Source organism: Shewanella fodinae, assembly GCF_014651955.1.
GTDB lineage: Bacteria > Pseudomonadota > Gammaproteobacteria > Enterobacterales > Shewanellaceae > Shewanella > Shewanella fodinae.
In genome coordinates this window covers 43,804-66,456 of sequence record NZ_BMXW01000016.1, presented here as the reverse complement: position 1 = coordinate 66,456, position 22,653 = coordinate 43,804, and the positions used below count along the sequence as shown (strand labels likewise).

Here is a 22,653-nt window from a genome sequence, read left to right as displayed (position 1 = left end):
TAAGGAATTTGCCATGAAAAATGCAGTTATCGTTGATTGTATTCGTACACCGATGGGGCGTTCCAAAGGCGGTGTGTTTCGAAATGTTAGAGCGGAAACTTTATCCGCGGAGCTAATGAAATCTTTGCTTCGAAGAAACCCACAATTGCAACCAACAGATATTGAAGATGTTATCTGGGGATGTGTCCAGCAAACGCTGGAACAGGGGTTTAATATTGGCCGCAATGCTGCACTGCTTGCCGGACTGCCAAAAGAAGTCGGTGCCGTGACGGTTAATCGTCTTTGTGGTTCTTCTATGGAGGCTATTCATCAGGCTGCCAAATCTATCATGGTCGGCATGGGCGATACCTTTATTGTGGGTGGAGTCGAGCACATGGGGCACGTTCCTATGACTCACGGTGTTGATTTTCATCCGGGGCTTTCTGTGAATGTCGCCAAAGCTTCAGGCATGATGGGATTGACAGCAGAGTTACTCGGCAAGCTGCACGGCATCAGTCGTGAAATGCAAGATGCCTTTGCTGTGCGGTCCCATCAACGTGCTTATGCAGCTACCATTGAGGGACGATTTGCTAAGGAAATCCAAGCCATCAAAGGCCACGATGTGAATGGTGCGTTGGTATCGGTCGATAACGATGAAGTTATTCGTCCCGAGACCACCATGGAATCTCTAGCCGCATTGAAACCGGTTTTTGACCCTGCAAATGGTACAGTCACAGCGGGAACATCATCAGCATTGTCTGATGGTGCAGCGGCAATGCTGATAATGGAAGAACAAAAGGCCAGAGATTTAGGTTTACCCATCCGCGCCAGAATCCGTTCAATGGCAATTGCAGGTTGTGATCCAGCAATAATGGGCTATGGCCCAGTTCCTGCGACCAAAAAGGCACTACAACGAGCCGATATGAGTATGGCTGACATTGAGTTGGTCGAGCTCAACGAAGCCTTCGCTGCGCAATCAATTCCCTGCGTTAAGGATCTTGGTCTGTTAGAGCAAATGGATGACAAGGTTAACCTTAATGGTGGTGCCATAGCGCTAGGTCACCCATTAGGTTGCTCTGGTGCTAGGATTTCCACCACGCTCATTAACTTAATGGAAGCCAAAGATGTATCTGTTGGCCTAGCCACTATGTGCATCGGTCTGGGCCAAGGAATCGCGACTATTTTTGAACGTGTTTAGTTCTTGCTTTAGCAACGCCAATATACAGGGCCAGCCTAAGTCGCTGGCCCTTTTGTTTCACGTGGAACATTTTTAAAAGTTTGCACGGTCCTTGGTTCTATACCCCAGCTTGCAGTAACATACTTACTAAATTTCTGGTCTATGAGTTTAGAGGTAACAATGAACCAAGAATTTGGTTGCGCTCAACACCAGCTCGACGCGTTGGGATTAAGGTGCCCAGAGCCAGTTATGATGCTACGAAAAAAAGTCCGGCATATGGCGGAAGGAGAAACACTTCTGATTATCGCTGACGATCCTGCAACAACACGCGATATTCCCAGTTTTTGTCAGTTTATGGATCATACGTTAGTGGCAAGCGATATCACCACAGCACCTTACCGCTACTTAATCAAAAAGGGACTTTGAAGGGAATACCATGGAACTAGTGGCAATAGCTTTTAAAGAAGGACGTAAGACACCAATGTTGGAAGTAGCCAAGGCTGTTATTTCTACACAAACAGGTGTTGAGCAAGACATATTTGGAAAGCCGGGGCCCCGCCAAGTCACAGTGTTATCAAAACTACAATGGTTAGATGCATGCTGTGAGCTGAACACTTCCATTCCATGGCTAGCTAGAAGAGCCAATTTGTTGGTAGAAGGTGTTCGCTTTAATGCCGATTCGGTAGGCCAGTATCTAAAGATTGGTAATATTATTCTGGAGATCACTGGCGAAACCAATCCTTGCAAGAACATGGAGCTGGAATACCCTGGACTTGAAACGGCATTGGCCGCTGACTGGCGCGGAGGCGTTACCTGCAGGGTATTGCGTGGTGGCACTGCTAGTAAAGGTGATGATGTTATTCTCTCAGATCAACCTGAATAACCGCCCAATCCCCATCCCCTTCGATGATGAATAAACAGAAGGGTGTTCCACGTGGAACACCTATCATCTACACAATACAAAATTAGTCTTAGCTTTGATTTGTTTCTGCATAACAGAAACAATCAACTAAATGATCATTTACCATTCCCACTGCCTGCATAAATGCGTAACAAATGGTGGGGCCGCAAAAATTAAAACCGAGTTTTTTAAGCGCCTTAGACATCGCTTCAGACTCGGCCGTTTGTGCAGGGACATCAGACAAACTCACGTGCTGATTGACCAAGGGTTTCCCATTGACAAAACTCCATAAAAACTCTGAGAAATCATTACCTTGTTCCGTAAATTTTAGATAGGCACGGGCATTTTGAATAATAGAGTTAACCTTTGCCCGATTACGGACGATTCCCGGATTCTGCAGCAGTTCCTCAACTTTACTATCATCATATGTAGCAATAAGTTGAGGATCAAAATTAGCAAACAGCGATTCGTAATTGGCCTGTTTACGCAGAATAGTAATCCAGGACAACCCCGCTTGCTGCCCATCCAAACACAATTTGGCAAACAGTTGCTGACCATCAAAAACCGGCCGCCCCCACACTTCATCGTGATACTGCTGATACAAAGGATCTGTCGAAACCCAGCCACAACGTTGTTTTTCCATTTCAGGAATTCCTTTAAAAACCAAAGCTCGATAAAAAATAACCTACATAAGCTAGGGTCTACAAGGTATAATCGGAACCATTTTCTATAGACGGCTGACAGCAGTAGATATGACGACCAAATATGATGTGAAAACATTCCAGGGCTTCATTCTGACCCTGCAGGATTATTGGGCACAGCAAGGCTGTGCAATCGTGCAACCCCTGGATATGGAGGTCGGTGCTGGAACATTCCACCCACAAACATTCCTCCGCTCTTTAGGGCCAGAGCCCATGAGCAGTGCTTATGTGCAACCTTCACGCCGACCGACTGACGGCCGCTACGGCGAAAACCCTAACCGCTTACAGCACTACTACCAGTTTCAAGTGGTGCTAAAGCCTTCGCCGGACAACATCCAAGAACTGTACCTGGGTTCATTAAAGGCATTGGGTATTGACCCCACTATCCATGATATCCGCTTTGTTGAAGACAATTGGGAATCGCCAACACTAGGGGCCTGGGGGCTTGGTTGGGAAGTGTGGTTAAACGGTATGGAAGTCACACAATTTACGTATTTTCAGCAAGTTGGCGGCTTAGAATGCAGTCCAGTCACCGGTGAAATTACCTACGGCCTAGAACGTTTAGCTATGTATATCCAAGGCGTGAACAGTGTCTATGACCTAGTCTGGACAGATGGTCCGCGTGGTAAGATCACCTATGGTGACGTCTTTCATCAGAACGAAGTCGAGCAGTCCACCTACAACTTCGAATATGCCGATGTAGATTTCCTTTTGGGGATGTTTGACCAGTGTGAGAAGAGTTGCCAACAACTACTGGCATTAGAAAAACCCTTACCACTGCCCGCCTATGAACAAGTGATGAAAGCATCCCATGCATTCAATTTACTGGATGCTCGCCATGCTATTTCTGTGACCGAAAGGCAACGCTACATATTGCGCGTTCGTACTATGGCCAAGGCGGTTGCTGAAGCTTATTACCAGGCCCGGGAGGCGCTGGGTTTCCCAATGTGTAAGTGAGGTCAGACACTAATGAATTTTGAAAACTTACTCATCGAAATCGGTACCGAAGAACTCCCACCCAAAGCCTTACGCAGCTTGGCGGAATCGTTCCTGACCAATTTCACAGAAGAATTGAATAAAGCAGAACTCCCCTTTGCTAACGCATGTTGGTATGCCGCGCCCAGAAGACTGGCACTCTATATCGAGAAGCTAGCGCTGGCACAGGAAGACAAGGTCGTTGAAAAACGCGGCCCATCAGTGACAGCCGCCTTTGATGCGGACGGAAAGCCAACTAAAGCGGCTCAAGGTTGGGCCCGTGGTAATGGTATTACCGTAGACCAAGCAGAACGCTTAAATACCGACAAAGGTGAATGGCTGGTTTATCACGCCAAGGTGGAAGGCGTCAGCACAGAAACGCTGATACCGGCTATGACCCAACAGGCATTAGATAAACTTCCCATTCCAAAACCCATGCGTTGGGGCAGTAATAAAACTCAGTTTATTCGGCCAGTTCATACCGTTACTATGTTGCTGGGTGACAAAGTCGTTCCAGGTACAGTGCTGGGTATCGATTCAGCCAGAACCATCCGCGGCCATCGCTTTATGGGCGAAGCCAGTTTTGAACTGGATCATGCGGACAACTATCTGAGCGCCTTATACGAACGCGGTAAAGTGATTGCTGACTATGATAAACGCAAAGCCATTATCAAAACTGACGCCGAAGCCGCTGCAGTAACGCTAGGTGGTAAAGCCGATATCAGTGACAGCTTACTAGAAGAAGTCACGTCATTGGTGGAATGGCCCGTGGTACTGACCGCAGCATTTGAAGAAAAATTCTTAGCTGTTCCCGCCGAAGCACTGGTCTACACAATGAAAGGTGACCAGAAGTACTTCCCGGTTTTCGATGTGACAGGCAAACTGATGCCTCACTTCATCTTTGTCGCCAACATCGAATCGAAAGATCCATCACAAATTATTGCCGGTAATGAAAAAGTCGTGCGCCCGCGTCTGGCTGATGCAGAGTTCTTCTTTAATACCGATAAGAAACACACCTTAGCCTCTCGTATCGACAGCTTAGATAGCGTGATATTCCAGAAACAACTTGGCACATTGAAAGACCGCGTACAACGCATATCCCAAGTCGCAGGGTTTATCGCAGCAGGCATAGATGCCAATGAAACAGACGCCAAACGTGCCGGTCTGCTATCAAAAACGGATTTGATGACCAACATGGTGATGGAGTTTACCGATACGCAAGGCACCATGGGAATGCACTATGCTCGCTTAGATGGTGAATCAGAAGCCGTAGCGCTGGCATTGGATGAGCAATACAAACCTCGTTTTTCCGGCGATTCGGTACCAACAGCACCAGTAAGTTGTGCGGTAGCACTGGCCGAAAAGCTAGATACCCTGACCGGCATTTTCGGCATTGGTCAAGCGCCTAAAGGAGCCGCTGATCCGTTTGCACTGCGCCGTGCCGCTATCGGGGTGCTGCGCATTATTGTGGAAAACAAACTGTCATTGGATCTGGTTGATCTAATTGGCTATGCAGTCAATGCACATGGTAGCAACCTCTCCAACGATAATACTGCCACAGAAGTATTGGAATTTTTGATGGGACGTTTCCGCGCCTGGTACCAAGATAAAGGTATAAGTACCGATGTGATCTTGGCTGTGCTGGCGCGCTACCCCACCAGACCAACCGACTTTGATAACCGCATTCTGGCAGTAGCACACTTCCGTGAACTGGAACAAGCTACAGCGCTGGCGGCTGCCAATAAACGCGTGTCTAACATACTGTCAAAAGTTACGGGGGAATTACCCCAGACAGTGAACAATAACTTATTGCTTGAACCTGCAGAAAAAGCACTATCAACAACATTAGCAGCGTTGCTCCCTCAATTAGAGCCACTGTTTGCAGCTGGTGACTATCAACATGCGCTGACACTACTGGCGCAACTGCGTGATAGTGTTGACCTGTTTTTTGAGCAAGTGATGGTGATGGCTGATGATGCACAATTGCGCGATAACCGTTTAGCGCTGCTGAATCAATTGCGTGACCAATTCCTGCGTATTGCTGATATCTCGTTGCTACAGTAAGCGTAAAACAGCTATTAAATAGAAAGCTCGCCAATTGGTGAGCTTTCTATTTTATTGATTTTTAATGTTATTATTGTAACGGCCCCTGCAATCTCTGGCCAGATTATCGTCTCGCTAACATCCGGCCTTCCCCACTCTAACCATTCAGACAATCTGCGGCATGCTTGCCGTACTCAGCAACAACGTTATAGATCAATTGCGTACACCACCTGTGCATTATCCACGTATGAAGAGACAAGACTAAGGGGTTAGCTGTTGGAAAAATTTTGGGATAGCAATCATAAGATCCCATAGACAGCCAAACAGAGCGCAAGCCTTGTGATGTCCGTATGTTATGTCACCACCACTGAACTTTAGAGGCTTAACGCCAGATTTTATAGACATAAAAAAGGGAGACCAATGTGTCTGTCTCCCCCTTTCATGTCACAAAAGCAATTTACGCCTTATACATCCAGATTCGATACGTTTAAGGCATTTGACTCAATGAACTCGCGACGAGGTTCAACCGCATCGCCCATCAGTGTGTTAAACAGCTGATCTGCACCTATGGCATCTTCAATAGTCACCTGCAACATTCGCCGAGTTTCCGGGTCCATTGTGGTTTCCCATAGCTGCTCTGGATTCATCTCCCCCAATCCTTTGTAACGCTGGATATAAATACCGCGTTTGGATTCGGCCACCAGCCATTCCAGCGCTTCGGCGAAGGTACTCACATCTTTCTTACGTTCGCCACGCTGCACATAACCTGAGTCTTCAATCAGCCCATCAAGCTGTTCACCGAGATCAGCGATATGTCGGTAATCCGCACCATGGAAAAAGTCATAACTGAACAGATAGTGATTATCAATACCATGCTTACGCACGGTCAGCTGCGGCAGATAGACTTTGCGTTCAGGCTCTAGAATAGGTTCCAACTTATAAAGCACACCATGTGTCTCGCGATTTTGCAGATCTTCCAGCAACGCCTTACACCATCCGACCATCAGAGCTTCATCTGCCAGCATGTCGGCCGTCACTCGCGGATGATAAATCATCCGATCAGTAACGTTGGTTGGAAAACGTTTTTCTAGGCGTTCGACAATATGCTCAACCTCACGATACTGCAACACCAGCCGTTCCAATGCAGCGCCCGCCATAGCTGGGGCGTCTTTAGATGGATAGATACAACCACCATCCAACGCTTGAGAGGTCAAATACTCGGTTAATGCAGATTCATCTTTAAGGTATTGTTCTTGCTTACCTTTTTTAACTTTAAACAGCGGCGGCTGAGCGATATACACATAACCACGCTCCAGTAACTCCGGCATCTGCCGGAAGAAGAACGTTAGCAATAACGTACGGATGTGCGAACCATCCACATCAGCATCGGTCATGATAATAATGTTGTGGTAACGGGTTTTGTCCGGATTGTATTCATCACGACCAATTCCACAGCCCAGCGCGGTGATCAATGAAGCCACTTCCTGAGACGACAACATCTTGTCAAATCGGGCTTTTTCTACGTTAAGGATCTTACCTTTCAACGGTAGAATTGCCTGATTTTTACGGTTACGGCCTTGTTTGGCACTGCCACCAGCCGAGTCCCCTTCCACAATGTAGATTTCAGACAGACCGGGGTCTTTTTCCTGACAATCAGCCAATTTACCTGGCAAGCCGCCAAGATCCAACGCACCTTTGCGGCGTGTCATCTCACGGGCCTTACGCGCGGCTTCACGGGCACGGGCAGCATCAATAATTTTACTGACTACCAGACGCGCTTCGTTAGGGTTTTCCAGCAGATAATCATTTAGCTTCTCAGCCATGGTTTGCTCTACTGCGGTCTTAACTTCGCTGGATACCAGCTTATCTTTGGTCTGGGAGCTGAATTTAGGATCGGGCACCTTCACGGAGACAACCGCAGTCAACCCTTCACGCGCATCATCGCCCGTGGCATTGGTTTTATTCTTTTTGTTGTAACCTTCCGCTTCCATGTAGTTGTTAAGGTTACGGGTCAACGCGGCGCGGAAACCCGCCAAATGCGTACCGCCATCACGCTGCGGAATATTGTTGGTAAAACACAGGATATTTTCCTGGAAACCGTCATTCCACTGCATTGCCACTTCCACAGTAATGCCGTCGTCCCGTTCCTGCGAAAAATGGAAAATATCTTTGTTAACCGGAGTCTTGTTGCGGTTCAGGTATTCAACAAAGGCGCGAATCCCCCCTTCGTAATGGAAGAAGTCGTCTTTATGATCGCGTTCGTCTAATAGGCGGATGCCAACACCTGAGTTAAGGAATGACAATTCCCGCACCCGTTTAGCCAGAATTTCATAATGAAACTCAACATCAGTAAAGGTTTGTTTGCTCGGCCAGAAACGGATTTCTGTTCCTGTATGCTCTGAGGTACCGATCTCTTTTATAGGATCAACCGGATTACCATGGCTGTAATACTGTTCGTATGTTTTACCGTCTCGACGAATTGTGAGTTTTAATTTCTCCGACAGAGCGTTAACCACGGACACACCCACACCGTGCAAACCACCAGACACTTTGTAAGAGTTATCGTCAAACTTACCGCCGGCGTGTAACACCGTCATGATCACCTGTGCTGCCGATACCCCTTCTTCTGGATGGATAGCCACCGGAATACCGCGACCATCGTCTTTGACTGATACCGAGCCATCCATGTGAATGGTAATCACGATGTCTTTACAGTAACCCGCCAGAGCCTCGTCAATGGAATTATCAACCACCTCGAATACCATATGATGCAACCCCGTGCCATCATCGGTATCGCCAATATACATTCCGGGTCTTTTCCGAACCGCATCAAGGCCCTTTAGGACCTTGATACTCGAAGAATCATAACTGTTCTCTGACATACTAATCTCTCATCGGTTATTCAATGACCGTCACACTCCCCTGTTCTACCCGGAAAATCCGTTCCGGTGGAGTGTTTAATGAATCAGCTATTGCAGCTGGATCAATGGCAGTAACAAATACTTGCGCACCGGTCTCACTCAATTGCTGTAGCAATAACTGCCTGTGTTTGGCATCCAGTTCTGACGGCAGATCGTCCACCAGATAGATACTGTCTTTATCCTGCTGTTGTTTTAGCAACTTTCCCTGTGCAATCCGCAGCGCACACACCAGCAGCTTAAGCTGTCCCCGGGATAACGCATCCTGAGCGGGCAAATTACCGACCCGTAAACGCAAATCTGCTTTATGGGGTCCGCTCACCGTAAATCCCATCACTACATCGCGGCTGTATTGCGCTTCTAACAGCGCCGCCAGAGGCGTTTTACTGTCCCAACCACGAGTAAAGGAAACCCTGATGTCTGCCTGTGGTAAAAACTCTCCGATTATACCCTTTAACAGTCCATTTAACGAGTCCACATAATGGTTTCGTATAGCAGTAACCGCCTCTGAATAACGCACAAATTCGCGATCCCAATAGGCTATCTGCTGATAGTTGGCGCCATCTCGTAACAGCTGGTTGCGCTGCTTCAACACTCGCCTGACGTTCATCCATTGTGGATAAAACATTGGGTCTGAATGGAACGCTCCCCAGTCGATAAACTGGCGTCTCGCTTTCGGACCTTCAAATAGTAGGGAAAAACTCTCAGGCGTGATCAGTTGTATTGGCAATGTCTCTGCGAGTATCGATAACCGCTTGATTTTTTCGCCATCAATTTTGACATCGGTATCACCATTACGGAAACGGCGCACGCCGACTTTATGCTGAGTGTCGTGCACCTGTAACCTAGCAAACAGTGTTAATTGTTCTTGCTCATTACAGATGACACGTTGGGCCAAATGACTGCGGAACGAACGCCCCATACCCAGGAAATAAATCGCTTCCAGTATGCTGGTTTTGCCACTGCCATTTTGTCCATAAATAAGATTCAGCCCACTGCCAGGTTGCAGTTGGGCTGAAGCAATATTACGAAAATGTTGAATATTAAACTGGCTGAGACTCATGCAACGCCCGGCTTACAGCCGCATAGGCATTACTACATACATAGAGTCTTCTTCCTGATGATTTTCAATCAGTGCACTAGAGTTACCATCACTGAGGGTAATTCGCACATCATCAGATTTAAGGCTGTTGAGCACATCCAGCAGATAGGAGACGTTAAAACCAATTTCCAGGGCGTCACCACCATATTCCACATCGATGATTTCTTCAGCCTCTTCCTGTTCAGGATTGTTAGCAGTAATTTTTAACAATGAATTTTCCAGCTGTACCCGCACCCCTCGGAACTTCTCATTTGACAAAATAGAAGCTCGTAATAACGCCTGACGTAAGGCATTACGGCTAGCGAGCACGATTTTGTCGCCGCCCTTAGGTAACACTCGGCGATAATCAGGAAAACGGCCATCCACCAACTTACTGGTGAGTACCGCCGCCGCGGTAGTGGCACGAATAGCATTATCACCAATGGCAATGCTGATTTCCTGATCATCAGCATCTAATAAACGCGCCAATTCCACGACGCCCTTACGGGGAACAATCACTTGGTTTTCGGGCAAAGAAGCATCAATCGCGCGATGGCTCAGCGCCAAGCGGTGACCATCTGTAGCAACCGTTCGCAACACATTACCTTCGGTTTCAAACAACAAACCGTTGAGGTAATAACGCACATCCTGGTTAGCCATAGAAAACTGGGTCGCATCGATCAGAGATTTCAGCGTGCCCTGTTTGATAGAGAATTCAATATTGGGCTGAAAACTTTCGACGTTGGGATATTCTTCTGCAGGCAAAGTTGCCAGAGTGAAGCGGCTGCGGCCACAACGTAGCAACCATTTGTTTTCCTGCTGCTCTATTTTGACTTCACTCTGTTCTGGTAGGGATTTAACAATATCCAACAACTTTTTGGCTGGTACTGTAGTACGCCCTTCCTGCACATCGCCACTGATGGCGGCACTGCCGACCAACTCAACTTCCAAGTCAGTGCCAGTAAACTTTAGTGAGTGATTACTTACTTCCACAAGGAGATTTGCCAGAATTGGCAGGTTATGCCTTCTTTCAACCGCACCACTGACCAGTTGCAACGGCTTCAATAGGTCATCCCTATCAATTGAAAATTTCATTATTCTGTTCCCTGATTAAGAAGATAAGGTTCGGATCAAGTTGGCGTAATCTTCTTTGATGTCGTGGCTCTCTTCTCTGAGCTGGGCAATTTTGCGACAGGCATGTAACACTGTCGTATGATCTCGTCCGCCAAAAGCATCACCGATTTCGGGCAGACTCTGGTTAGTCAGCTCTTTAGAAAGTGCCATAGCCATCTGTCGAGGACGGGCAACACTACGGGAGCGTCGCTTGGACAACATATCCGCCATCTTGATCTTGTAGTATTCAGCGACTGTTTTCTGAATATTGTCTATAGTGACTAATTTTTCCTGCAGAGCCAATAGGTCACGCAGTGCTTCGCGCACAAAATCGATAGTAATTGGTCGACCGGTGAAGTTTGCATTAGCGATCACCCGGTTTAAAGCACCTTCAAGCTCACGCACATTCGAACGTAAGCGTTTAGCAATAAAAAAAGCCACTTCATCCGGCAAGTTAATACCGTTTTCTAACGCCTTGCGCATCAGAATTGCCACCCGTGTTTCCAATTCCGGCGGTTCAATAGCGACAGTAAGACCCCAGCCAAAGCGAGACTTCAGTCGATCTTCAACCCCATCAATCTCTTTGGGATAACGGTCTGAGGTTAGAATGATCTGATGATTGCCTTCCAGCAACGCATTAAAGGTATGGAAAAACTCTTCCTGGGAACGATCTTTGTTGGCAAAAAACTGAATATCATCAATAAACAGGGCATCAACGCTGCGATAATAGCGTTTAAAATCTTCAATAGCGTTATTCTGCAATGCCTTAACCATGTCCTGAACAAACCGCTCAGAATGCATATACACCACTTTGGCATGAGGATTATTTTTAAGAATGCCATTGCCAACAGCGTGTAGCAGATGGGTTTTACCTAGACCGGTACCACCGTATAGGAACAATGGATTGTAAGCACCGCCTGGGTTTTCAGAAACCTGTTGCGCTGCCGCTTTACCTAACTGGTTAGACTTACCTTCAACAAAGTTATCAAACTGGTAAGTTGGATTAATATTGCTGCGGTATGGGTGATTGCTAACGGGCTCTTCATCATCATTATTGAATACTGCCGCTACGCTGGATTTAGTCACTGGGCGAGTATGGTTTTTGTTATTAATGGCCGAGCTAACAACCTCAGTCCGAGGGGCCGGACGGCTGCCTATATCAAAACGGAGTTTAGGGGCTTCACTTCCGAGGTGTTCGCTAAAAAACTGGTTAATAATATTGAGATACTTATCCCTTACCCAGTCCAGCACAAACCGGTTGGGCGCGTACAATACTAAGGTTTCACCATCCATTTCAGCCTGCAATGGTCTGATCCACATACTGAACTGCTGAGCTGAAAGCTCGTCTTGCAATCTGCCGACACATTGCTGCCATAGTGAAACAGTCACAAACTTATCCCCAATCCATCTCCTCAAGGGAGGCTATTCTATAGAGAGATCTGAATAATCGCTATGGTCGAAGCATAATTATCCCCAAAGCGATCGAGATCTTACTACCCGTTAGATCCTGTCAGATCCTACAGGATCTCTAGGGGGATAATCCATGATATTTACCACTTTATTAAGGGATCTGAGTTGATCTATAATGCCGCCCCAGCGATCTATTAATAGCCGCTTTAGCTACTATATATTGTGGTAAGTACACAGAGTTATCCACATATTGTATGTTAACCACATCAACAGATCGCTAAATAGAGGCAGTAATTACATATACCGGACATTCTGCTTATTGACGTCCAAGGTAAATGTGATTACAATTCGGCCTCTTTTTTATACCCTCTCCGAATTTTCCCGGTAGAGGAAAATTAACTAACAAAGACGGATTGCCATCATGAGTAAACGTACTTTTCAACCAAGCAACCTGAAGCGCAAGCGTACTCACGGCTTCCGCGCTCGTATGGCTACAGCTAACGGCCGCAAGGTACTGGCTCGTCGCCGTGCTAAAGGTCGCGCTCGTCTTTCTGCTTAATTAAGCAAGTAGACAATTAGGTGACTAGCTACACCTTTTCGCGGGAGTTACGCTTGTTAACTCCCGCACAATTCAATTCTGTTTTTACCAACCCGCAAAAAGCTTCTTCTGCTGAAATAACTCTGTTGGCGACCCCTAATGGTCTGGAACATCCCAGATTAGGCTTGACTGTTGCCAAACGTCATGTAAAAAGAGCTAACCAGCGCAACAGAGTCAAACGCGTTGTGCGCGAAAGTTTCAGACTAAATCAGTATAATCTGCCACCGGTGGACATTGTGGTATTGGTTCGCGGCGGTGTTCTGGAGCTGGAGAATGAACAGCTCAGGAAATTGGTGGAAAAGTTATGGCGCAAACTCAGTCGCCGTTTCAATGGTTGATTATTAAATTCATCAGAGGCTACCAGCTTTTTATCAGCCCGATGCTGGGACAGCGCTGCCGATTCAACCCTTCCTGCTCCCATTACGCGATAGAAGCTGTGCAAGTGCACGGAACTGTCAAAGGGAGTTGGTTTGCTATAAAACGCATATTAAAATGTCACCCTTTGCATCCGGGCGGCAACGACCCCGTACCTCCTAAAAAGAACAGGTGTAATAAATAGGCTATGGAATCTCAACGCAATATTCTGCTTATCGCGCTGTTAGCTGTCAGTTTTATGATTTGGCAGCAATGGCAGACAGATAAAGCGCCAAAACCAGCCGTTACTGAAACAACAGTAACATCCTCAAATCAGGACACCCTTCAAAATGACGTGCCCAATGCCGACAGTAAGGCTGGTGTACCGGAAGAACATCCAGTTGTTGCCTCCAAAGAGTTAGTGCGGGTTAAAACAGATCAGTTAGACGTACTGATCAACCCTGTTGGCGGAGACATAGTACATGCGGCGCTAGTTGCTCATAAACTGGAGCAAGGTAAAGACGATCCTTTTGTACTTTTAGAACAAAAACCAGGATTTACCTACGTTGCGCAAAGCGGCCTGATTGGTAGTGGTGGTATTGACAGCAGCACTGGCCGCCCAACCTATACAGTGGCCAGTACTGAATTTCAGATGAAAGATGGTAATGACACGCTGCAAGTGCCCATGACCTATACCGCACCAAACGGCGTAAAATACACCAAGATATTCACTTTCCGTAAGGGCAAATTTGATATCCGGGTAGATTATCAGATTGATAACACGACATCTGCGCCATTGCAGGTGCAGATGTATGGTCAAATTAAGCAGACTATCAAACCATCTGATAGCCATATGATGATGCCAACATATCGAGGTGCGGCGTATTCCACCGCTGATACCCGTTATGAAAAGTACAAATTTGACGAAATCACAGAAAAAGATCTGCACAAAGAGACCCAAGGCGGTTGGGTAGCCATGTTGCAACACTACTTTGTATCAGCTTGGGTTCCACCAGCGGATCAAAGTAATCTTATTTATTCCAGCGTCAGCAACGGCACTATGGCTAATATAGGTTTCCGTGGTCAAGCGGATACCGTAGCACCAGGTAAAACTGCAACCGTAGGGGCCGATTTCTATGTTGGTCCAAAAGATCAGGCCGCACTTTCAGAACTGTCCGATACCTTAAATCTAGTGGTTGATTACGGTGTATTGTGGTGGTTAGCTGTGCCTATCTACAAGCTGATGATGTTCTTCCATTCGTTTGTGGGTAATTGGGGGTTGGCAATTATTCTGATCACCTTTACCGTGCGCGGTATTCTGTTCCCGCTTACCCGCGCCCAATACACCTCTATGGCGAAGATGCGTAATCTACAGCCAAAAATCCAAGAGTTGAAAGACCGTTTTGGTGATGATCGCCAAAAGATGGGTCAGGCCATGATGGAGATGTATAAGAAAGAGAAGGTTAACCCAATGGGAGGCTGTCTGCCGATCATGCTGCAGATGCCAATCTTCTTAGCCTTATACTGGGTTCTACTTGAAAGTGTAGAATTGCGCCACGCCCCATTCATGCTGTGGATCCACGACTTGTCAGTACAAGATCCATACTATGTGCTGCCTATTCTGAACGGCGTATCTATGTTCATCATGCAGAAGCTACAGCCGATGTCGCCCACTATGGATCCTATGCAGGCAAAGATGATGCAGTATATGCCAGTGGTATTTACAGTATTCTTCCTGTGGTTCCCATCTGGCCTAGTACTGTACTGGTTGATGGGTAACATTGTGGCTATTATCCAACAGAAGATTATCTACGCCGGGCTAGAGAAGAAAGGCTTGAAATAACCCAAAAACTCTTCCCCCAAAGGCGGCTGATGGCCGCCTTTTGATTATCCAGTATTTGAATAACAACAAAGGAAAAAATGTGGCAGCAGATACCATTGTGGCGCAGGCAACCGCGCCAGGCAAAGGCGGTGTGGGCATAGTCAGAGTATCCGGTGACAAAGCCGCAGATGTTGCCATGAAAGTACTTGGTCATCTGCCTAAAGCCCGCTATGCGGATTACTGTTCATTTAAAAACAGCCAAGGACATACATTGGATCAGGGTATCGCCTTGTTTTTTAAAGGCCCCAACTCCTTCACTGGCGAAGATGTACTGGAGTTACAGGGACACGGTGGTCAAATTGTCATGGATATGCTGATAAAGACCATATTGGAACTGGAAGGTGTGCGCATGGCTCGCCCGGGGGAATTCAGTGAACAAGCCTTTCTAAATGACAAATTAGATCTTGCCCAGGCCGAAGCCATCGCCGACTTGATTGAAGCCACCAGCGAACAAGCCGCAAAAAGTGCGATGGCATCTTTACAGGGCGAGTTTTCCAAAGAAGTACATCAACTGGTGGAGCAAGTCACTAATCTGCGCCTTTATGTCGAAGCCGCGATTGATTTTCCAGATGAAGAAGTCGATTTTCTTTCCGATGGCAAAATTGCTAACGCTTTATATCGCATTATCGACAAACTCAGCGAAGTGCAGCAAAGCGCTCAACAAGGCGCACTGATCCGTGAAGGTATGAAAGTGGTGATCGCCGGCCGCCCCAATGCCGGGAAATCCAGCCTGCTGAATGCGCTTGCAGGGAAAGAATCCGCAATTGTAACCGAGATAGCCGGTACCACCCGCGATGTGCTGCGTGAGCATATTCATATTGATGGCATGCCACTGCACATCATTGATACCGCAGGGCTACGCAATACCGACGATGCCGTCGAGAAAATTGGTATTGAACGCGCTTGGGCCGAAATAGCCAATGCCGATCGGGTCTTATTTATGGTGGATGGCACCGATACAGACGCTGTCGATCCCAAGGATATATGGCCAGATTTTGTCGACCGATTACCCGCCAAACTCGGCATTACCGTAGTCCGCAATAAAGCCGACTTAACGGGAGAAGCTTTAGCTCCAACAGAAGAACAAGGTTACAGCGTTTATCGAATCTCCGCCAAAACTGGCCTAGGAATGTCTGAATTAAAACAACACTTAAAACAACTAATGGGTTATCAGAGCAATCTGGAAGGTAGCTTCATTGCCCGCCGCCGTCACCTCGATGCGTTGCAAACTGCCAGTGAACATCTCGCGCTTGGTAAAGAGCAGTTGGAAGTATTCCAAGCCGGCGAACTGCTAGCGGAAGAATTACGCTTAACCCAAGAAGCATTAAGCGAGATCACCGGCCAGTTTACCTCTGATGACCTGCTGGGTCGCATCTTTAGCTCATTCTGTATTGGGAAGTAAAATAGTAAAACGTATCAAACCAAATCAAAACAACATTATGATTTTAAAATAATTTTGTTTTACTTGGTGGGAAGTGATTTGAAGGGTTTTGTCGATTCTTGCTCCGTATGTGCTCCGAAGATAAATTCTGGAGCACATGCGGAGCACAAGATGAGAAAAACCTATGAAAATCAATATACAAAAACGAGAACCAGATAAGAATGGCCTGCGCCCCATCAGGCTTGTGTACTATTACGGCTCAAAGACCGCGGAAGACGGTTCAAGGGCTCAAAAGCGCTCTTACGAACCGCTGAATCTATTCCTCTACAACAAGCCAAAAAACGCAGTTGAGCGCGAGCACAATAAAACCACATTGCAAAAAGCTGAGGCCATTCGAGCCAAGCGTCTACTGGAAATGGAATCAGCCAAACATGGATTGGATGACCGCACCAAACTCAATGCCAGTTTCTTTGACTACTTCGATCAAGTAACAGCAAGTAAAGCATCCGGTAGTAAATCCAATTACTCAATTTGGATTTCAGCGGGCATCCATCTCCACCGATACCACGGCCACGCAGAACTCACTTTTGAACAGGTAGATAAATACTTTTTGGAAGGGTTCCGCCATTACCTACAGCATGAGGCAATGACAAAATCAGATACCGGCCTCTCTAGGAATACCGCCTGTAGCTACTTCAATAAAATTCGGGCAGCACTCAACCAAGCACAACGAGACCGAATCATCAGAGATAACCCTGTTGAACAAGTCAAATCCATCAAAGCAGAGAGGACTCAGCGCACTTATCTCACTCTGGATGAGGTAAAGGCCCTTACTAAGGCAGAATGCCGTTACGATGTGCTACGAAGAGCATTTCTGTTTTCCTGCACTACTGGTCTACGCTGGTCAGACATACATAAACTGGTATGGAGTGAAATTGAACTGTTTGCTCAAGGGCACTACCGAATCATCTTTTCCCAGATAAAGCTCAAAAACTCGGGCAATGGCCTGCAATATCTCGACTTACCGGATTCAGCAGTGCGTTTGCTCAACTTGGAAAACAGGGGAAAACCGACAGAACGGGTTTTTAAAGGATTACGTTACGACAGCTATAGCAACGTCGCGCTAGTGCAGTGGGCTATACGTGCCGGGATCACCAAACACGTAACCTTTCATGCTGGCCGCCACACCTTTGCAGTAAACCAACTGGCCCGAGGCCTGGACATCTATTCCCTTTCCAGATTACTTGGCCACAGCGAACTCAGAACGACAGAAATTTACGCAGACATTCTGGAAACCCGCCGCACAGAGGCCATGCGGACCTTTCCAGATATCTTCGATGAGTCATCAGACTAAGAGCATTATTACAACCAAACGACGACATCTTTACAAAGAAAAGGGCACCTAGACAGTGCCCTCCATCAACCACATAAGATCGTTAGTTTTTACAGCCGTTCTTATCGCATGTGATTTTCTCGTGGGAATTAACCCAGTGATCAGCATTTTTCTTTGTGTCAGTGCCGCAGCCAGTGGTGCCGCCTTTAGCACCGCTGTGTACAACACCTGTTGGTGTATGTTTAACAGACATTTTTACCTTCCCTAGCTATTGATGTGTTGTTGGTGTCAAATGACACAATAAGGAATAGTAGTCCAAAGCTCATATGTCAAAACAATACGATTACTTTAAGCATAGGCCTGTTATTTGGGTGACTAAATGCACATCGATATATATAAAAGTAACTTATTATACTGAAGTGCAACAGAACACTTCACCAATGAAGTCTTTTAATCTCATAATTTTATAACATTCGCATGGAGGCGTATCAATGCCAGACATCCCCCCTGAGACCGAAGTATCCAAAGGTATTAAGCTTCGATTTGTCGAACTTAGTAATTTCCGTCGGCTAGGAAAAGTGCAGCTGAACATTGATGAAAAAACCACAATTTTGGTTGGCGCCAATAATAGTGGAAAAACATCTATTCTTGCGGCGCTACGACATTTCCTTGCTGATGGGTCTCCCTTTAGTGCTTTCGACATCAGTATTTCCAAATGGTCAAAGCTGCGAGCCCTTGGCAAAGTTTGGGAAGAACTGACTGAAGACCCTTTAACTGTTACCGAACCAGAAGAAAAGTGGAAAGAGCAACTCCAGATACTGCTAGAAACCATGCCAGTATTGGACCTCTGGTTTGATGCAGATGTCGGAATGTATCACTATGTTGCTCCATTTCTATCCAAATTTAGCTGGAAAGGTGGCGCTGTTGGTATTCGCCTTCGACTGGAGCCGGTCACCAATATTGAAGAGCTCAAGCAATTAGCATGGACTTACTGCTCTGCACGTTCACCAGTTAAAGATATGGGACAAGATTCATTAGCGTGGCCCATAGACCTACTTGATTTTTTTCTGCGTGAGCCATTGAAGCTTGGGCGCGTTCGTGCATACAAATTAGATACCGATAACAACCCGATTACAGGACTGGTATCCTATGAAACTCAGACACTTGATGTCCAAACAAGTCCGATTGACCGAAAGCATCTATCGAGATTGATTCGTGTTGATTTCATCGCAGCTCAGCGTGGATTCGGAAGTGAAGAAACTGAGTCGCGGCCATCATCCGCTCTTCAACGAGTTGGCATGTTTTCAAACCAGCTAATCAAGTTTGCTCAACAACACTTAAACGTTGCTAGCTCCGGACATAGCCAGCGTGTAGACCTTATTAAGGCAGTGGCACTTGCTCAGAAAGAGTTAGACAGTAAGATTCAAGAAGCCATAGCCGATTCAGTTCAGGAAGTGCAAGAGCTTGGCTATCCAGGGTTGCATGACCCTCAAGAGATTCGTTTTCGTACACGTATCCAAACTGCTGACCTTCTCGATCACAGTACTGCGGTCCAGTACAGTATGCAGAAGGATTCAATAGAAGAACTCCTACCAGAATATTCTATTGGACTTGGTTACCAGAATCTCCAATCTCTCAGCTACCAACTAGTTTCATTTAGATCTGCACGACTTAAGCCTGAAAAAGGCTCCCCTGTCCCCGTACACATAGTAATGATTGAGGAGCCTGAAGCCCACCTACATGTTCAGGTGCAGCGTATATTTCCAAGCAAAGCACATAAACTAATTAGTCCGACTGAGAAAGAAGCTTCAAGCCTAAATAGCCAATTGATCATAAGCACTCATTCAAGTCATCTAGCTCATTCGGAGAATTTTGACCGGCTCAGATATGTTCGCCGTGTGGCTAAGAGCGATACGATTCCAATGCCGACGACAGAAGTTGTCAATCTAGCCGAAGTCTTTGGTGATGATAAAAAAACACGCCAATTCGCTGAGCGTTACTTCCGTGTTCAACATACGGACCTTTTGTTTGCTAACGCAGCTATTTTTGTGGAAGGAGTCGCGGAGCGAATGTTGGTGCCACTTTTCATAGAGCGTTATTTCAATGAACTGAACAGTCGTTACATTTCCTTTGTCGATATAGGTGGAAGCCATGCCCATAGACTCAAACCTCTCATCGAAAAGCTCCGGATCCCTACAGTAATAATTACAGATATCGATCCTTGCGAAGAAAAGGAAGGCAAGCCTAAGAAAAATGGTGACCCGACCAAGAAACTAGTCGCTGTTGCAAACACCGGGCAACCCGAACTTCAGTGTGGTAACCCTACCTTACGTGGCTGGCATCCGAAACTGCAAAAACTTGATGATTTCAAAACCCCGACTGAAGGTCAGTTGGTATGGAATGAAATCGAAGATTGCCATGTATATTTCGCTTGGCAGTTACCTATAGCCAAAGCTAACAATTGTTGGCCCAGCACATTTGAGGATTCACTGGTTCTTACGAATGTCTCTTGGTTCAAAGGGTTGATGGATGAGAAATTCGATGAAAATGGAGTAGAGATTGAAGTTCCCAAAGGGGCTCTTGGCTCTGTTGCAAAAAAGGCGGTAGAAACCGAAGATTTTCAACAGCTACTTAGTGAACTGCACTCTCTGATGCACAGCTCTTTTAATAAAGGCGACTTCTCTGCCAGCATCTTTGAATTAGTATCTTCAGGCGAGGATATTGAATGTCCGGGGTACATTGCCAATGCATTAACTTGGTTGCATAAGCAACTTGAACCAAGCGGAGTGATGGAATGAGCAAACAAAGTATCATCACTGACAACGACAGAGATGCGGGAGTAGTCGAAGAAATTTGCGGCTACCTTACTGAAGTTCCTCCTCGCAGCTACTTTCTTTTCGCTGGAGCTGGTTCTGGGAAGACGAGAACTCTCGTAGAGGTCTTGCGGCGGATTACTGGTGTCGTAAAACACGAAAAAGGGGAGCTCCTTGCAAGAAACTTGCGTTTGTATGGGCGTTCAATTCGAGTGATCACATACACGAAAAACGCGGTTGGGGTCATTAACGGGCGCCTAGGGGAGAATGACCTCGTAAAGGTATCTACGATACACGCATTTTGCTGGGAGCTCATTAGTGGATTCAACGATGATATCAAGGCGGCTCTTATTGCAATCAAAGAAGCTCAGCTTGAAAAGGAAACTGAGGAAGCACTTGCAAAACCAAAGGGCATCACTCCTGCTAAACAACGGGATTTGGATGAGATAAGAGAAGATATCGAGGGATTTAGAAACACAGACCTATTTATCTACCACCCGGATCGTATGACATATGGTCCAGGAGCGCTTGCCCACAATCATGTGCTTGACGTAACAGCATGGCTTTTAAAAAACCGACCAACCTTAACGAGGATCCTAAAAGATCAACATCCAATTGTGCTGATTGATGAATCTCAGGACACAATGAAAGGTATGCTGGATGCCTTATTGACTATTGCAGAACCGAGAGGAAGTGGTCTAACTATAGGACTTCTAGGAGATCACCGACAGCGAATATATATGGATGGGCATGCCGATCTTCCGAGTTTAGTTCCTGATAGCTGGGCGATGCCAGAGCTGAAAATGAATCATCGTAGCCAACGCAGAATTGTTGACCTAATTAATACAATTTGGGAAGCGAAGCTAGAAGGACGAACCCAACCTGCTAATGGAATAAGGCAGCATTCAAGAACCGAGAAAGCTGGCGGTTTTGTACGAATTTATATAGGTGATACAAAGATATCTCCAGAAGATAAAGCTATCGGTGAACGTTGGTGTGCAGATCAGATGTGTAGCGCAAGTGGCGTTGAGGCTTGGTCAAAAGGAGAATTTCAACTGCTCGCACTTGAGCATAAGCTTGTTGCTACGCGTGGATCTTTTCTTGATATATTTAATGCAATGGTTCTACTAGATCCAAATGCGGCAGCACCCAGTGGCAGTGGAGAGAATAAAGGTCCGGCTATTGTGCAAGCCTTATTGAACGAAATTATCGATTTAGAGGGGTGTATCAATCCCAATGGGACAATTGATGAGTTTAAAGTCACTGAGGTTTTTAGGCGCTATGACTGTCTTGATGGGATACCGGAAGATACAGTAGAGCGAGCAAAGCGTGTTGAAGAAATACTTAGAGCAATTGAAACTTTCGCCGCAGCTTGTGCAAGTCCTCTTGCGACCGTGGGAGAGGTGCTCGAACCAATCTTGAGTGCCAAATTGTTTAACGTTGATACTCGCTTAGCTGTTGGGTATGCAGACAAATCACCTCCACCTTCTGTGCCAGCGAGAGGTGAAGAAGAATCCAAACAAGATAGGTTGCGTCGCGGATTGTGTGCACTATTTTCAGCCCCTTGGAATCAATTAAAAAAATACTGCAACTATCTATCTGGCAATTCAGTTTTAGCTACTCACCAAGTAGTAAAAGGTTCAGAATTTCCACATGTGATGGTTGTCATGGATGATAAGTTGGCTGGTGGCAACCTTTTTTGTTACGACAAGATTTTTGGTGGTGTTAATCTAAGCAAAAGCGACAGCGAAAACATAAATAAAGGCAAAGAAACAACCATTGATCGAACACTACGTTTACTTTACGTAACATGCAGTAGAGCTGAAGAGTCTCTCGCTCTTGTGCTTTGGTCATCAGATCCAACAGCAGCCCTAGAAAGAGTAAAGAATAGTGGTTGGTTTATTGGCAAAGAAGTTGAGGCGATACCATCCCCGTAAAAACATCATATCGTTACATGTCACGATAGCATAGTCGTGACATGTAACGCCCAATTC

At 46.3% G+C, this 22,653-nt stretch carries 18 protein-coding genes; 13 read left to right on the top strand and 5 right to left on the bottom strand.

All coding sequences use genetic code 11. From position 1 onward, the window contains the following. Positions 1-13 precede the first annotated feature (13 nt). From fadA to IE064_RS13840, 3 genes are all read left to right on the top strand, one after another. Positions 14-1,177 carry an acetyl-CoA C-acyltransferase FadA gene (gene fadA, locus IE064_RS13850; RefSeq protein ID WP_189618279.1) on the top strand — a complete coding sequence of 388 codons (1,164 nt, stop codon included), beginning with the start codon at positions 14-16 and terminating at the stop codon, positions 1,175-1,177. Between the two features lie 159 nt (positions 1,178-1,336). Next, entirely contained in the window at positions 1,337-1,582 is a 246-nt protein-coding gene (tusA, locus tag IE064_RS13845) for a sulfurtransferase TusA (RefSeq protein ID WP_189618278.1), read from the top strand. A 10-nt stretch (positions 1,583-1,592) separates the two neighbouring features. Then, positions 1,593-2,039: an MOSC domain-containing protein gene (locus IE064_RS13840; RefSeq protein ID WP_189618277.1), complete on the top strand. Its 447-nt coding sequence runs from the start codon at positions 1,593-1,595 to the stop codon at positions 2,037-2,039. Positions 2,040-2,127: 88 nt separating this feature from the next. Here IE064_RS13840 and IE064_RS13835 read toward each other — a convergent pair whose 3' ends face one another. After that, complete coding sequence (locus IE064_RS13835; protein ID WP_189618276.1) at positions 2,128-2,700, bottom strand: DNA-3-methyladenine glycosylase I; 573 nt, start codon at positions 2,698-2,700, stop codon at positions 2,128-2,130. A gap of 109 nt (positions 2,701-2,809) precedes the next feature. On the opposite strand from IE064_RS13835, the gene glyQ reads away from it, so the two are divergent. Then, on the top strand, positions 2,810-3,715 hold the full coding sequence (gene glyQ, locus IE064_RS13830) for a glycine--tRNA ligase subunit alpha (protein WP_189618275.1): 906 nt from the start codon (positions 2,810-2,812) through the stop codon (positions 3,713-3,715). Between the two features lie 12 nt (positions 3,716-3,727). Further along, the gene (gene glyS, locus IE064_RS13825) at positions 3,728-5,797 is read left to right on the top strand and encodes a glycine--tRNA ligase subunit beta (RefSeq protein WP_189618274.1); all 2,070 of its coding nucleotides are present in this window, start codon (positions 3,728-3,730) and stop codon (positions 5,795-5,797) included. Positions 5,798-6,240: 443 nt separating this feature from the next. On the opposite strand, the gene gyrB is transcribed toward glyS, so the two are convergent. The 4 genes from gyrB to dnaA are packed head-to-tail and all read right to left on the bottom strand — an operon-like array spanning position 6,241 to position 12,277. Beyond that, on the bottom strand, positions 6,241-8,658 hold the full coding sequence (gene gyrB, locus IE064_RS13820) for a DNA topoisomerase (ATP-hydrolyzing) subunit B (protein ID WP_133038345.1): 2,418 nt from the start codon (positions 8,656-8,658) through the stop codon (positions 6,241-6,243). Positions 8,659-8,674: 16 nt separating this feature from the next. Further along, positions 8,675-9,757, bottom strand: coding sequence for a DNA replication/repair protein RecF (gene recF / locus IE064_RS13815; RefSeq protein ID WP_189618273.1), 1,083 nt, complete (start codon positions 9,755-9,757; stop codon positions 8,675-8,677). A gap of 12 nt (positions 9,758-9,769) precedes the next feature. Further along, the gene (gene dnaN / locus IE064_RS13810) at positions 9,770-10,870 is read right to left on the bottom strand and encodes a DNA polymerase III subunit beta (protein ID WP_189618272.1); all 1,101 of its coding nucleotides are present in this window, start codon (positions 10,868-10,870) and stop codon (positions 9,770-9,772) included. A gap of 15 nt (positions 10,871-10,885) precedes the next feature. Further along, positions 10,886-12,277 (bottom strand): chromosomal replication initiator protein DnaA, encoded by a 1,392-nt coding sequence (gene dnaA / locus IE064_RS13805; protein ID WP_133038347.1) that lies wholly within the window; start codon positions 12,275-12,277, stop codon positions 10,886-10,888. Positions 12,278-12,719: 442 nt separating this feature from the next. On the opposite strand from dnaA, the gene rpmH reads away from it, so the two are divergent. The 8 genes from rpmH to IE064_RS13765 all read left to right on the top strand — a co-directional run bounded on the left by rpmH (position 12,720) and on the right by IE064_RS13765 (position 22,596). Then, positions 12,720-12,857: a 50S ribosomal protein L34 gene (gene rpmH / locus IE064_RS13800; RefSeq protein WP_133038348.1), complete on the top strand. Its 138-nt coding sequence runs from the start codon at positions 12,720-12,722 to the stop codon at positions 12,855-12,857. Between the two features lie 20 nt (positions 12,858-12,877). Further along, positions 12,878-13,234, top strand: coding sequence for a ribonuclease P protein component (rnpA, locus tag IE064_RS13795; protein WP_133038349.1), 357 nt, complete (start codon positions 12,878-12,880; stop codon positions 13,232-13,234). Then, positions 13,201-13,455, top strand: a complete 255-nt coding sequence (gene yidD / locus IE064_RS13790; protein WP_189618271.1) for a membrane protein insertion efficiency factor YidD — start codon at positions 13,201-13,203, stop codon at positions 13,453-13,455. Before rnpA ends, yidD begins: the two co-directional genes overlap by 34 nt. Before the next feature lie 3 nt (positions 13,456-13,458). After that, a complete protein-coding gene (gene yidC, locus IE064_RS13785; RefSeq protein ID WP_189618270.1) occupies positions 13,459-15,093 on the top strand; it encodes a membrane protein insertase YidC in 1,635 nt (544 codons plus the stop codon). A 79-nt stretch (positions 15,094-15,172) separates the two neighbouring features. Continuing rightward, positions 15,173-16,534 (top strand): tRNA uridine-5-carboxymethylaminomethyl(34) synthesis GTPase MnmE, encoded by a 1,362-nt coding sequence (gene mnmE / locus IE064_RS13780; protein ID WP_189618269.1) that lies wholly within the window; start codon positions 15,173-15,175, stop codon positions 16,532-16,534. A 163-nt stretch (positions 16,535-16,697) separates the two neighbouring features. Continuing rightward, positions 16,698-17,867: a site-specific integrase gene (locus tag IE064_RS13775; RefSeq protein ID WP_189618268.1), complete on the top strand. Its 1,170-nt coding sequence runs from the start codon at positions 16,698-16,700 to the stop codon at positions 17,865-17,867. 470 nt (positions 17,868-18,337) lie between these two features. Further along, a complete protein-coding gene (locus tag IE064_RS13770; RefSeq protein ID WP_189618267.1) occupies positions 18,338-20,644 on the top strand; it encodes an AAA family ATPase in 2,307 nt (768 codons plus the stop codon). Beyond that, a complete protein-coding gene (locus IE064_RS13765) occupies positions 20,641-22,596 on the top strand; it encodes a UvrD-helicase domain-containing protein (RefSeq protein WP_189618266.1) in 1,956 nt (651 codons plus the stop codon). The genes IE064_RS13770 and IE064_RS13765 overlap by 4 nt, the downstream gene beginning before the upstream one ends. The last annotated feature ends 57 nt before the right edge of the window (positions 22,597-22,653 follow it).

What these genes read in the sequence shown, in the direction of transcription:
- fadA (WP_189618279.1), top strand. Translation starts at nt 14, where the DNA reads ATGAAAAATGCAGTTATCGTTGATTGTATTCGTACACCGATGGGGCGT.
- tusA (WP_189618278.1), top strand. Translation starts at nt 1,337, where the DNA reads ATGAACCAAGAATTTGGTTGCGCTCAACACCAGCTCGACGCGTTGGGA.
- IE064_RS13840 (WP_189618277.1), top strand. Translation starts at nt 1,593, where the DNA reads ATGGAACTAGTGGCAATAGCTTTTAAAGAAGGACGTAAGACACCAATG.
- IE064_RS13835 (WP_189618276.1), bottom strand. Translation starts at nt 2,700, where the DNA reads ATGGAAAAACAACGTTGTGGCTGGGTTTCGACAGATCCTTTGTATCAG.
- glyQ (WP_189618275.1), top strand. Translation starts at nt 2,810, where the DNA reads ATGACGACCAAATATGATGTGAAAACATTCCAGGGCTTCATTCTGACC.
- glyS (WP_189618274.1), top strand. Translation starts at nt 3,728, where the DNA reads ATGAATTTTGAAAACTTACTCATCGAAATCGGTACCGAAGAACTCCCA.
- gyrB (WP_133038345.1), bottom strand. Translation starts at nt 8,658, where the DNA reads ATGTCAGAGAACAGTTATGATTCTTCGAGTATCAAGGTCCTAAAGGGC.
- recF (WP_189618273.1), bottom strand. Translation starts at nt 9,757, where the DNA reads ATGAGTCTCAGCCAGTTTAATATTCAACATTTTCGTAATATTGCTTCA.
- dnaN (WP_189618272.1), bottom strand. Translation starts at nt 10,870, where the DNA reads ATGAAATTTTCAATTGATAGGGATGACCTATTGAAGCCGTTGCAACTG.
- rpmH (WP_133038348.1), top strand. Translation starts at nt 12,720, where the DNA reads ATGAGTAAACGTACTTTTCAACCAAGCAACCTGAAGCGCAAGCGTACT.
- yidD (WP_189618271.1), top strand. Translation starts at nt 13,201, where the DNA reads ATGGCGCAAACTCAGTCGCCGTTTCAATGGTTGATTATTAAATTCATC.
- yidC (WP_189618270.1), top strand. Translation starts at nt 13,459, where the DNA reads ATGGAATCTCAACGCAATATTCTGCTTATCGCGCTGTTAGCTGTCAGT.
- IE064_RS13775 (WP_189618268.1), top strand. Translation starts at nt 16,698, where the DNA reads ATGAAAATCAATATACAAAAACGAGAACCAGATAAGAATGGCCTGCGC.
- IE064_RS13770 (WP_189618267.1), top strand. Translation starts at nt 18,338, where the DNA reads ATGCCAGACATCCCCCCTGAGACCGAAGTATCCAAAGGTATTAAGCTT.
- IE064_RS13765 (WP_189618266.1), top strand. Translation starts at nt 20,641, where the DNA reads ATGAGCAAACAAAGTATCATCACTGACAACGACAGAGATGCGGGAGTA.